The organism is Cupriavidus sp. IK-TO18 (assembly GCF_015549295.1).
Lineage (GTDB): Bacteria > Pseudomonadota > Gammaproteobacteria > Burkholderiales > Burkholderiaceae > Cupriavidus > Cupriavidus oxalaticus_A.
This window is the reverse complement of the sequence record NZ_JADGMP010000046.1, coordinates 84,273-96,702: the sequence shown is the minus strand read 5'-3', so window position 1 is coordinate 96,702 and position 12,430 is coordinate 84,273. Positions and strand designations below refer to the sequence as shown.

11 protein-coding genes are annotated in these 12,430 nt (G+C 65.1%); all 11 read left to right on the top strand.

Annotation, left to right across the window (positions count from 1 at the left end):
* Positions 1-171 precede the first annotated feature (171 nt).
* The 11 genes from IPF36_RS31715 to phoR all read left to right on the top strand — a co-directional run bounded on the left by IPF36_RS31715 (position 172) and on the right by phoR (position 12,411).
* Positions 172-837 (top strand): RlmE family RNA methyltransferase, encoded by a 666-nt coding sequence (locus IPF36_RS31715; protein WP_195431983.1) that lies wholly within the window; start codon positions 172-174, stop codon positions 835-837.
* A gap of 150 nt (positions 838-987) precedes the next feature.
* On the top strand, positions 988-2,871 hold the full coding sequence (gene ftsH / locus IPF36_RS31710) for an ATP-dependent zinc metalloprotease FtsH (RefSeq protein ID WP_133096095.1): 1,884 nt from the start codon (positions 988-990) through the stop codon (positions 2,869-2,871).
* 209 nt (positions 2,872-3,080) lie between these two features.
* On the top strand, positions 3,081-3,881 hold the full coding sequence (folP, locus tag IPF36_RS31705; RefSeq protein ID WP_240745999.1) for a dihydropteroate synthase: 801 nt from the start codon (positions 3,081-3,083) through the stop codon (positions 3,879-3,881).
* 77 nt (positions 3,882-3,958) lie between these two features.
* On the top strand, positions 3,959-5,302 hold the full coding sequence (gene glmM / locus IPF36_RS31700) for a phosphoglucosamine mutase (protein ID WP_195431981.1): 1,344 nt from the start codon (positions 3,959-3,961) through the stop codon (positions 5,300-5,302).
* A gap of 231 nt (positions 5,303-5,533) precedes the next feature.
* A complete protein-coding gene (gene pstS, locus IPF36_RS31695; protein WP_133096098.1) occupies positions 5,534-6,565 on the top strand; it encodes a phosphate ABC transporter substrate-binding protein PstS in 1,032 nt (343 codons plus the stop codon).
* 117 nt (positions 6,566-6,682) lie between these two features.
* A complete protein-coding gene (gene pstC, locus IPF36_RS31690; RefSeq protein WP_195431979.1) occupies positions 6,683-7,651 on the top strand; it encodes a phosphate ABC transporter permease PstC in 969 nt (322 codons plus the stop codon).
* Positions 7,652-7,656: 5 nt separating this feature from the next.
* The gene (gene pstA, locus IPF36_RS31685) at positions 7,657-8,562 is read left to right on the top strand and encodes a phosphate ABC transporter permease PstA (protein WP_135706291.1); all 906 of its coding nucleotides are present in this window, start codon (positions 7,657-7,659) and stop codon (positions 8,560-8,562) included.
* Positions 8,563-8,628: 66 nt separating this feature from the next.
* Entirely contained in the window at positions 8,629-9,417 is a 789-nt protein-coding gene (gene pstB, locus IPF36_RS31680; protein WP_022535815.1) for a phosphate ABC transporter ATP-binding protein PstB, read from the top strand.
* A 55-nt stretch (positions 9,418-9,472) separates the two neighbouring features.
* Positions 9,473-10,177, top strand: coding sequence for a phosphate signaling complex protein PhoU (phoU, locus tag IPF36_RS31675; RefSeq protein WP_029046387.1), 705 nt, complete (start codon positions 9,473-9,475; stop codon positions 10,175-10,177).
* A 27-nt stretch (positions 10,178-10,204) separates the two neighbouring features.
* The gene (phoB, locus tag IPF36_RS31670; protein ID WP_133096101.1) at positions 10,205-10,912 is read left to right on the top strand and encodes a phosphate regulon transcriptional regulator PhoB; all 708 of its coding nucleotides are present in this window, start codon (positions 10,205-10,207) and stop codon (positions 10,910-10,912) included.
* 134 nt (positions 10,913-11,046) lie between these two features.
* Positions 11,047-12,411 (top strand): phosphate regulon sensor histidine kinase PhoR, encoded by a 1,365-nt coding sequence (gene phoR / locus IPF36_RS31665; protein ID WP_135705532.1) that lies wholly within the window; start codon positions 11,047-11,049, stop codon positions 12,409-12,411.
* Positions 12,412-12,430: the final 19 nt, after the last annotated feature.

The following is a 12,430-nucleotide window of genomic DNA, read 5'->3' as shown; positions in this document are numbered from 1 at the left end:
GGTGCGCGGCGGGCCCGGCAGATGCCGGTTCGGCAGGCGGGCGGAGCGCGAATTGGCGCGTATTATCCGTCAATCCGGCACTGTCGGGCGGCAAAATCATCAAAACAGTAGAAAAACCTTGAGCATGCGGCGCACGCCGCGTGCCGGGGCAGGCAACAGGCTGGATCTGGCATGGCAAAGAACAAGTTCAACCATTCGTGGCTGCACGACCACATCAACGACCCGTACGTAAAGATGGCGCAACGGGAGGGCTACCGTGCCCGCGCCGCCTACAAGCTCAAGGAAATCGACGAGCAGGACAAGCTGATCCGCCCGGGGCAGGTCATCGTCGACCTTGGCGCCGCCCCGGGCAGCTGGAGCCAGTACGCACGCAACAAGCTGGCTGCGTCGACCCGGGCCAAGGACGGGAAGATCGACGGCGCGGTGGTGGCGATCGATATCCTGCCGATGGAGCCTGTCGCTGACGTCACTTTTATCCAGGGCGATTTCCGCGAGGAAGAGGTGTTCCGGCAACTCGAAAGACTGGTGCTGGAAGCCTCCGGCGGCGACAAGATCGACCTTGTTATCTCCGACATGGCCCCCAATTTGTCAGGTGTGGCCTCCGCCGATTCGGCCCGGATCGAGTACTTGTGCGATCTGGCCCTTGAGTTTGCGCAGGCCCATTTGAAGCCGGAAGGCGCATTGCTGGTAAAGTGTTTCCACGGGAGCGGCTACAGCCAGATCGTGGAGAAGTTCAAACGGCAGTTCAAAGTGGTCGCGAAGCGCAAGCCCAAGGCGTCACGCGACAAATCTTCCGAAACCTTTATCCTTGGGCGCTACCTGAAGGCGGTGGATTAACTGAATCCGATCAGGCCAGGGCAAAATAAGAGGGCAAAAGTGCCCCACCCGCGGCTATCGGCGTCATAGTTTCGCTGTTTCCCCCCGAGGGCGGGCGCTGCATTACAATGCAGCTATCCGTTGGCAAGGCAATTGCAAAGGAGTTCGGCCTTGAATAACAACCTGTTTCAAAAGGCGGCAATCTGGCTCGTGATCGCGCTGGTGTTGTTTACCGTCTTCAAGCAGTTCGACAAGCCCCGTGCGCAGGACAGCGTCACCTATTCGCAGTTCATGGATGACGCCAAGAACGGCAAGGTGTCGCGTGTCGACGTGCAGGGCCGCAACCTGGTGGTCTCGCCGAAGGAAGGCGCCAAGTACACCATCATCTCGCCGGGCGACATCTGGATGGTCGGCGACCTGATGAAGTACGGCGTCCAGGTGACCGGCAAGGCGGATGACGAACCCAACGTGCTGGTCCAGGCCCTGTACTACCTCGGACCGACCCTGCTGATCATCGTGTTCTGGTTCTACATGATGCGCCAGATGCAAGGCGGCGGGAAAGGCGGCGCATTCTCATTCGGCAAGTCGCGTGCGCGCCTGATCGACGAGAACCAGAACGCCGTCACGTTCCAGGACGTGGCCGGCTGCGACGAGTCCAAGGAAGAAGTGGTCGAACTGGTCGACTTCCTGAAGGATCCGCAGAAATTCCAGAAGCTGGGCGGCCGTATCCCGCGCGGCGTGCTGCTGGTCGGCCCTCCGGGTACCGGCAAGACGCTGCTGGCGCGTGCCATCGCCGGCGAGGCCAAGGTGCCGTTCTTCAGCATCTCGGGTTCCGACTTCGTTGAAATGTTCGTCGGCGTGGGCGCGGCGCGTGTCCGCGACATGTTCGAGAACGCCAAGAAGCAGGCCCCCTGCATCGTGTTCATCGATGAAATCGACGCGGTCGGCCGCCATCGTGGCGCCGGCATGGGCGGCGGCAACGACGAGCGCGAGCAGACCCTGAACCAGATGCTGGTCGAGATGGACGGCTTCGAGGCCAACTCGGGCGTGATCGTGATTGCCGCGACCAACCGTGCCGACGTGCTGGACAAGGCGCTGCTGCGTCCGGGCCGTTTCGACCGCCAGGTCTACGTGGGCCTGCCGGACATCCGCGGCCGCGAGCAGATCCTGAAGGTCCATATGCGCAAGGTGCCGATCGGCAACGACGTCGACGCTTCGGTGATCGCGCGTGGTACCCCGGGTTTCTCGGGCGCCGACCTGGCCAACCTGGTCAACGAGGCCGCGCTGTTTGCCGCCCGCCGCAACAAGCGCGTGGTCGACATGCAGGACTTCGAGGACGCCAAGGACAAGATCTACATGGGTCCGGAGCGCAAGTCGACGGTCATGCGCGAGGAAGAGCGCCGGGCCACGGCTTACCACGAGTCGGGCCACGCGGTGGTGGCCAAGCTGCTGCCCAAGGCCGACCCGGTGCACAAGGTCACCATCATGCCGCGTGGCTGGGCGCTGGGCGTGACCTGGCAGCTGCCCGAGCATGACAAGTATTCGAAGTACAAGGACAGCATGCTGGAAGAGGTCGCTATCCTCTTCGGCGGCCGCGCGGCGGAAGAGGTCTTCCTCAACGCCATGAGCACCGGCGCGTCCAACGACTTCGAGCGCGCCACCAAGATCGCCCGCGACATGGTGACCCGCTTCGGCATGAGCGATTCGCTCGGCGCCATGGTCTACGTGGATACCGAGCAGGACGGCATGTTCGGCAAGCTGTCTTCGAAGACCGTGTCGGAAGCCACGCAGCAGAAGGTCGACGCCGAGATCCGCCGCATCATCGACGAGCAATACGCGCTGGCCAAGCGCCTGCTCGAAGATAACCGCGACAAGGTCGAGGCCATGACCAACGCGCTGATGGAGTGGGAAACCATCGACGCCGACCAGGTCAACGACATCATGGCCGGCAAGCCGCCGCGTCCGCCGCGCGGTGTGTCGGGCCCGAACGGTGGCGGGAGCACGCCTCCGGGCGGCTCGCCGGTGGCGCCGACCAACGCGCCTGCCACGGCCTGATCGCATCAGCTCGTCGACCTGACGACGCCTGCATGCTGGCTGTGTAATGCATGACCCTGAAGCCGGTGCCTGATGCACCGGCTTTTCCTTTTGCGCGGCCGGGTTCGCGCACCGCTTGATTGAGTATTCAGACCTTGCAGCAGACTCCAGAGACCCGGTATTTCCAGTGCGGACGCTTCCGCTTTGCGCTTGGCCAGCGCCCGCTCGTGATGGGCATCCTCAATGTCACGCCCGACTCTTTCTCGGACGGCGGCCAGCACGCCGGCCGCGACGCCGCCGTGCGCCACGCCGAGCAGATGATCGCCGAGGGCGTGGACATCATCGACATCGGCGGCGAATCCAGCCGCCCGGGCTCGGCCGCGCTGCCGCTCGAGGATGAACTGTCGCGCGTGATCCCGGTGGTCGAGGCGCTGCGCGACTGCGGCAAGCCGCTGTCGATCGACACCTACAAGCCCGAGGTCATGCGCGCCGCGCTGGCGGCCGGTGCCGATCTCATCAACGATATCTGGGGCTTCCGCATGCCGGGCGCGGTGGAGGCACTGGCGGCGCCAGAGGCGGGCCAGGCGGGGCTGTGCGTGATGCACATGCAGCGCGACCCGCAGACCATGCAGGAAGACCCGCACTACGAGGATGTGGTCAGCGAGGTGGCGGATTTCCTGGCCGAGCGGATTGCCGTGCTGCGCGCCGCCGGCATCGACGACGCGCGCCTATCCCTCGATCCGGGGTTTGGCTTTGGCAAGACGCCGGATCATAATCTGCGCCTGCTCGGCCAGTTGCCGCGGATGGCGCTGGAGGGTCTGCCGGTTCTGGCGGGGATCTCGCGCAAATCCACGCTGGGCGCGATCCTGGGCGGGCGCCCGCCACAGCAACGAATTGCCGCCAGCATTGCCGCCGCGGTGTGTGCGGTTGAGCGCGGTGCGTTTATCGTACGCGTGCATGATGTGGAGCAGACCGTGGACGCGGTCAAGACCTGGTGGGCCGTGCGCAATGAGTCCGTCACGGCAGCCTGAACACCCCGTCCACCCGGGGCAGGCGCCGCAGAGCGCCAGGTAGTGCAACGCAGGACAGAACAGAAAGGGAACAGCGAATGACACGCAAATATTTCGGGACCGATGGCATCCGGGGGCGCGTTGGCGAGGCGCCGATCACCCCCGACTTCGTGATGCGCCTGGGCCATGCGGCCGGCAAGGTGCTGGCGCACGGCGCCAAGACCGGGCAGGGCCGCCCGACCGTGCTGATCGGCAAGGACACCCGCATTTCCGGCTATATGCTCGAAGCTGCGCTGGAAGCCGGCTTTACCTCGGCCGGCGTGCACGTGCTGCTGACCGGCCCGCTGCCCACGCCGGGCATTGCCTACCTGACGCGCGCGCTGCGCCTGTCGGCCGGCGTGGTGATCTCGGCCAGCCACAACCCGTACTACGACAACGGCATCAAGTTCTTCTCCGCCGACGGGGACAAGCTGCCCGACGCGGTCGAGGCCGAGATCGAGGCCGCCATCGACGAGCCGATGTTGTGCGCGCCCTCCGACGACCTGGGCCGCGCCCGCCGCATCAATGACGCCCCAGGCCGCTATATCGAGTTCTGCAAGAGCACCTTCCCCCATGAGCAGGACCTGCACGGCCTGAAGCTGGTGGTCGATTGCGCCCATGGCGCCGCCTATCACATCGCGCCGCACGTCTTCCACGAGCTGGGCGCCGACGTGGTCTCGATCGGCAACCAGCCGGACGGCCGCAATATCAACGCAGGCTATGGCGCCACCGCGCCCGCCAGGCTGATCGAGGCGGTCAAGGCCAACGGCGCCGACCTCGGCCTGGCCTTCGACGGCGACGCCGACCGGCTGCAGGTGGTGGATGCCGACGGCCGGCTTTATAACGGCGACGAGCTGCTGTACCTGATCGTGCGCGACCGCCAGGCCAATGGACAGGTGGTGCCCGGCGCAGTGGGCACGCTGATGACCAATATGGCGGTGGAACTGGCGCTGCAGCGCCAAGGCGTGGAATTCGTGCGCGCCAAGGTCGGCGACCGCTACGTGCTGGAAGAGCTGAACAAGCGCAAGTGGACGCTGGGTGGCGAGGGCTCCGGCCACCTGCTGTGCCTCGATCGCCACAGCACTGGCGACGGCATCGTCTCGGCGCTGCAGGTTCTGGCGGCACTGCGCCGCAGCGGCAAGACGCTGGCGCAGCTGCTGGATGGCGTCTCGCTGTTCCCGCAGACACTGATCAACGTGCGTGTGCAGAAGGGATTCGACTGGCAGTCGCACGCTGGCCTGCAAGCCGCGCGCGCCAAGGTCGAGCCGGCCCTCGAAGGCCGTGGCCGGGTGCTGATCCGCGCCTCCGGCACCGAGCCGGTGGTACGGGTGATGGTAGAGGCTGAACAGGCCGAGATGGCCGAGCGCGCCGCGAAGATGCTGGCTGATGCGCTGAGCGCCTGATCCGCCGCAGCGGTGACGCAAACGCCGGGTTCATCCCGGCGTTTTTTCTGGGTATTCTGCAATTAACCGCCGTCACATTGCACCCCCATGAGAGATCGAGGGCGCGTTGAAACCTAAGCTGGCAGCGGCTTTCAAGAAGATTTAAAGATGTCACGGAATTGTCATATGGGGAGCATACAGTTCGTCTTGTCAAAAATTTGTCATTCCCAACCAATGTTCTCTGGAGGACATATGAAGCTGGTCAAGACTGCCGTGGCAGGCATCGTTTCGATGGTCGTAGCGGGTACTGCGTTCGCGGCGGAAATTACCGGTGCAGGCGCTTCCTTCCCGGCGCCCGTGTATTCCAAGTGGGCCGACGCATACAACAAAGCAACGGGCAACAAGGTCAACTATCAATCCATCGGCTCGTCGGGCGGCATCAAGCAGATCGGTGCCAAGACGGTCGATTTCGGTGCCTCGGACGCGCCGCTGAAGGACGAGGAACTGAACAAGCAGGGCCTGGTCCAGTTCCCGACGGTGATCGGCGGCGTGGTGCCGGTGATCAACCTGCAAGGCGTGAAGCCGGGCGAGCTGACCATCACCGGCGAGGTGCTGGCCAATATCTACCTGGGCAAGATCAAGAAGTGGGACGACCCCGCCATCAAGGCGCTGAACCCGCAAGCCAAGCTGCCGAGCCAGGACATCCTGCCGGTGCGCCGCGCCGACGGTTCGGGCACCACCTTCATCTTCACCAACTACCTGTCCAAGGTCAGCGCTGACTGGAAGGGCTCGGTGGGCGAGGGCACCACGGTCAACTGGCCGGGCGGCGGCACCGGCGGCAAGGGCAACGAGGGCGTGGCCGCTTTCGTGCAGCGCCTGAACGGCGCCATCGGCTACGTCGAGTACGCCTATGCCAAGCAGAACAAGATGACCCACGTGAACATGAAGAACGCGTCGGGTGCCGTGGTCAAGCCTGGCGACGATGCCTTCAAGGCCGCCGCTGCCGGCGCGGACTGGAGCAAGAGCTACTACCAGATCCTGACCAACCAGCCGGGCAAGGATGCATGGCCGATCGCCGGCGCCACCTTCATCCTGGTGCACAAGAACCAGGAAAAGCCGGCGCAGGGCGCGGAAGTGCTGAAGTTCTTCGACTGGGCCTACAAGAGCGGCGCCAACATGGCCGCCGACCTGGACTACGTGCCGCTGCCGGAGAGCGTGGTCAACCAGATCCGCTCGACCTGGAAGACCAGCGTGAAGGACGCCTCGGGCAAGGCGCTGTACTGATCTGACGGTATCGCCGGCCCCGCGCTCGCGCGGGGCCGGTGTCGGGCAGCCTGACTCCCGCCCCGACACCGCGCTCCCGCCCAGGCGGGAGCGGCGATCCACCCTGAATTCTCCGACATGGCGACTATCCCCTCCGACCCCCGCGGCGTCCAGCCTCCGAGCCGGCTCGGCGACATCCTGTTCGGCGGCCTGACCCGCGGCGCCGCCATCGTGACGCTGCTGCTGCTGGGCGGCATCATCGTCTCGCTGGCGATCAGCGCCTGGCCCTCGATCGAGGCCTTCGGCGCGCGCTTCCTGTGGTCCGCGGAGTGGAATCCTCCTGCCGATGTCTACGGCGCGCTGGTGCCCATCTACGGCACCATCGTGACCTCGCTGATCGCGCTGATCATCGCGGTGCCGGTTAGCTTCGGCATCGCCCTGTTCCTGACCGAGCTGTCGCCCGCCTGGCTGCGCCGTCCGCTCGGCACCGCCATCGAGCTGCTCGCCGCGGTGCCGTCGATCGTGTACGGCATGTGGGGCCTGCTCGTGTTCGCGCCGATCTTCGGCGAGTATTTCCAGAAGCCCCTGGCGGCCACTGTGGGCCAGCTGCCGGTGATCGGCAAGCTGTTCCAGGGCGCGCCGCTGGGTATCGGCCTGCTGTGCGCGGGCGTGATCCTGGCGATCATGATCATCCCGTACATCGCCTCGGTGATGCGCGACGTGTTCGAAGTCACCCCCGTGCTGCTCAAGGAATCCGCCTACGGCGTGGGCTGCACCACCTGGGAAGTGATGTGGAACGTGGTTCTGCCCTACACCCGCGCCGGCGTCATCGGCGGCGTGATGCTGGGCCTGGGCCGCGCGCTGGGCGAGACCATGGCTGTCACCTTCGTGATCGGCAATACCAACCTGCTGGACAGCGCCTCGCTGTTCTCGCCGGGCAACAGCATCACCTCGGCGCTCGCCAACGAGTTCGCCGAAGCCGGCGCCGGCCTGCATACGGCCGCGCTGATGGAGCTGGGCCTGATCCTGTTCTTCATTACCTTCGTGGTGCTGGCGTTGTCGAAGCTGCTGCTGCTGCGACTCGCCAAGAATGAGGGCGCCAAATGAGCCAAATGACCCAAGCGAGCCAGGCTGTGTCTTCCGTATCGATCCCCGCCGTCCGTCCCGATGCCGATGCCGTGCGCGCGCGCCTGCAGGCCCGCCGCCGCCGCGTCAACCTGTATGCGCTGACCGCTTCGCTGGTGGCGATGGGCTTCGGCCTGTTCTGGCTGGCGTGGATCCTGTGGACCACCGTCACGCTGGGCGTGGGCGGCCTGTCGCTGGACCTGTTCACGCAGATGACGCCGGCACCCAACACCGCCGGCGGCGGCCTGGCCAACGCCATCTTCGGCAGCTTCGTGATGGTGGGCATGGCCACACTGTTCGGCACGCCGCTCGGCATTCTGGCCGGCATCTACCTGGCCGAGTATGGCCAGCGCTCGCCGCTCGCCAGCTTAATCCGGTTCATCAACGACATCCTGCTGTCGGCGCCGTCGATCGTGATCGGCCTCTTTGTCTACGCGCTGGTGGTGACCCGCATGGGCCACTTCTCGGGTTGGGCCGGCATCTGCGCGCTGGCGCTGCTGCAGGTACCGATCGTGGTGCGCACCACCGAGAACATGCTGAACCTGGTGCCCAACGCACTGCGCGAGGCCGCCTTCGCCCTGGGCACGCCCAAGTGGAAGATGGTGCTGTCGATCACGGTGAAGTCATCGTACGCCGGCATTGTGACGGGCGTATTGCTGGCGGTGGCTCGTATTGCCGGTGAAACCGCGCCGCTGCTGTTCACCGCGCTGTCCAACCAGTTCTGGACCTCCGACCTGAACAAGCCGATGGCCAACCTGCCGGTGACCATCTTCCGCTTCGCCATGAGTCCGTTCACCGAATGGCAGCAACTGGCCTGGGCGGGTGTGTTCCTGATTACGATCGGCGTGCTGGCCCTGAACATCCTGGCGCGCATCCTGTTCCAGAAGAAATAAGCGGCGGGACGACCATCCCACGTTTCGCCCTGAAGACTGCAAGCTGACTGCAAGCGAGAGAACGCAATGACCTCCACCGTCATCGACATTCCTGATTCGGTACGCGCCAAGATCGACGTGCGCAACCTGAACTTCTACTACGGCCAGTTCCATGCGCTGAAGAACATCAACATGTCGATCCCCGACCGCAAGGTCACGGCTTTCATCGGCCCCTCGGGCTGCGGCAAGTCGACGCTGCTGCGCACCTTCAACAAGATGTATGCGCTTTATCCCGAGCAGCGTGCCGAGGGCGAGATCAACATGGACGGCGACAACCTGCTGACCGCCAGGCAGGACATCGCCCTGCTGCGCGCCAAGGTCGGCATGGTGTTCCAGAAGCCGACGCCGTTCCCGATGTCGATCTACGACAACATCGCCTTCGGCGTGCGCCTGTTCGAGAAGCTGTCGCGCTCGGAGATGGATGACCGCGTGGAATGGGCGCTGACCAAGGCCGCGCTGTGGAACGAAGCCAAGGACAAGCTGAACCAGTCGGGCTACGGCCTGTCCGGCGGCCAGCAGCAGCGCCTGTGCATCGCGCGCGGCATCGCCATCCGCCCCGAAGTGCTGCTGCTCGACGAGCCGTGCTCGGCACTGGACCCGATCTCCACCGGCCGCATCGAAGAGCTGATCGCCGAGCTGAAGGACGAGTACACGGTGGTGATCGTGACCCACAACATGCAGCAGGCCGCGCGCTGCTCCGACTACACCGCCTACATGTACCTGGGCGAGCTGATCGAGTTCGGCGAGACCGAGAAGATCTTCATCAAGCCGCACCGCAAGGAAACGGAAGACTACATTACCGGCCGCTTCGGTTGATTAGGCCGATCGTCACCGCAGGGCGTAGCATACCAACAGCGGCCAGGAGAAACCCATGCCAGACAAGCACCTTTCGACCCAGTTCGACGCCGACCTCAACGCGATCAATACCAAGCTGCTGCAGATGGGCGGGCTGGTCGAGTCGCAGATCGAAGTTGCCATGCGCGCGCTGGCCGACTTCGACGCCGACCTGGCCGACCAGGTCATTGCACGCGAGCAGCAGCTCAACGCGCTGGAAGTCGAGATCGATGCCGATTGCGGCAATATCATCGCCCGGCGCCAGCCGACCGCGCGCGACCTGCGCCTGGTGATGGCCATTTCCAAGACCATCACCAACCTGGAGCGTGCCGGCGACGAGGCGGAGAAGATCGCCAAGCGCACCAAGCACATCATGGAAGACGCGTCGGCGCACAGTATCAACTACGCCGAGGTGAAGCTGTCGGGCGAGATGGCGATCTCGCTGCTGCGCCAGGCGCTGGATGCCTTTGCCCGCCTGGATACCGTGGCGGCCGCGCGCATCGTCAAGGACGACAAGGCGATCGACGAGGAATTCCGCGGCTTCGTGCGCAAGCTCATCACGTACATGATGGAAGACCCGCGCACGATCTCGGTCGCGCTGGATTTCCTCTTTATCGCCAAGGCGGTGGAGCGCATCGGCGACCACGCCAAAAATATCGCGGAATTTATCATTTACATTGTCAAGGGGACGGACGTCCGCCATGTCTCGCGCGAGGACATGGAGCGCGAAGCCCTGAGCTGACCCGCCTGATTGCGGAGAACGATACACATGCCGAGCAGTATTCTCGTTGTCGAAGACGAACCGGCGATCGCAGAACTGATCGCTGTCAACCTGCAGCACGCGGGGCACTATCCGATCCGGGCCTATAACGCCGAGCAGGCGCTGTCGCTGATGAGCGACGTGCTGCCCGACCTGGTGCTGCTGGACTGGATGCTCCCGGGCAAGTCGGGTGCAACCTTCGCCAAGGAGTTGCGGGCCAACGACCGTACCCGCCAGATCCCGATCATCATGCTGACCGCCCGCGGCGAGGAGCAGGACAAGGTGATGGGCCTGGAAGCCGGTGCCGACGACTACGTCACCAAGCCGTTTTCGCCCAAGGAGTTGCTGGCCCGCATCAAGGCCGTGCTGCGCCGCCGCGCGCCGCAGCTGACCGATGACGTGGTGGCGATCAATGGCCTGCGGCTGGACCCGGCCACGCATCGTGTCACCGGCGAGGACGACAGCGGCCCGATCAAGCTGGACCTGGGCCCGACCGAGTTTCGCCTGCTGCACTTCCTGATGACCCATCCGGAGCGCGTGCACAGCCGTTCGCAGCTGCTCGACCAGGTCTGGGGCGACCATGTCTTTGTCGAAGAGCGCACCGTCGACGTGCACATCAAGCGCCTGCGCGCAGCGCTGACCCCGGGCGGCTACAGCAATATGATCGAAACCGTGCGCGGCAGCGGCTACCGCCTCGCGCGCGCCCCCGGCGCCTGACAGGCCGGGCTGGCACGGGGCGACGCCGTTCGCCCCGTGCTACTCCCCACGCTGCTGGCAGGGCGCGGCGAAATCGTGGCACACTCCGTCGCAACCCATGCGGCCGCTGCCGGCCGCTAGCCTGAACCCTGCGCATGAACGTCATCTGGGCCCGTTCCGCGGCCATCCTGATCAGCCTGGTGGTGGTAGCCGCCGGCGTTTACCTGGCCCTCGGTCCGCTCGCCGCGCTGGCACTGGCCTGTGCGGTGCTGTTCGGGCTGCTTTGCTTCTACCTGTACCAGATCAACCGCCTGTGGAAAGTGCTCGACGCGCCCGTCTACGGCGAGATCCCGAGCGCCGTGGGCCTGTGGGGCGAGGTGTATTACCGGCTGCACCGTCTGGTCAAGCGCTGGCGCACGCAGGTACTGCAGGTCGAGCAGCAGCACACCCGCTTTATCCAGGCGATCCAGGCCTCGCCCAACGGCGTGCTGATGCTGGACGATGCCGACCAGATCGAATGGTGCAACGACGTGGCCGAGCAGCACTTCGGCCTGAACGCGCGCCGCGACGTGCGCCAGCGCATCACGCACCTGATCCGCCGGCCCGAATTCGTCCACTACCTGACGCGGCAGCGCTTCGACGATCCGCTGGTGATGCGCGACATGGGCACACACAAGCACAGCGTGATCGCGGTCCAGATCCTGCCCTACGGCGATAACCGCAAGTTGGTGATCACGCAGGACATCACCAAGCTCGAAAACACCGAGGCGATGCGCCGCGACTTCGTCGCCAACGTTTCGCATGAACTCAAGACGCCGCTGACGGTGCTAACCGGTTTCCTGGAAACCGTGCGCGACCTGCCGGTGTCGGACGATGATCGCCGCCGCTATGTCGACATGATGCTGGTGCAGTCGATGCGCATGCAGAGCATCGTCGAAGACCTGCTGGCGCTGGCAAAACTTGAAAGCGATGCGCAGCCGCCGGGTAACGACATGGTCGCCGTGCAGGCAATGGTTGCGCACCTGATGCATGATGCCGAAGCGCTTTCGCAGGGCCGGCACAGGATTACGGCCGAGATCGACCCCACGGTGGGATTCCGCGGCGCGGAGACCGAGCTGTTGTCGGCGCTGGGCAACCTGGTGTCCAACGCAGTGCGCTACACGCCGGACGGCGGGCGCATCTCGTTGCGGCTGGGCTGGGAAGAGGGCCATGCCGTGTTCTCCGTGGCCGACACCGGGCTTGGCATCGCCGCCGAGCATATCCCGCGGCTGACCGAGCGCTTCTACCGCGTCGACCGCAGCCGTTCGCGCGATACCGGCGGCACCGGGCTGGGCCTGGCCATCGTCAAGCATGTGCTGTCGCGCCACCATGCCGACCTGCGCGTGACCAGCGAGGAAGGGCGCGGCAGCGTGTTCCGCATCATCTTCCCGCTGGAGCGCAGCGTGCGCAGCCTGAGCGACGCGGCCGCCGCCGTGCCGGCATCGCCGCAGGCGCCGGATTCTTCGCGCCGGGCCGCCTGAGCGGACTGCCTCGCCGGTC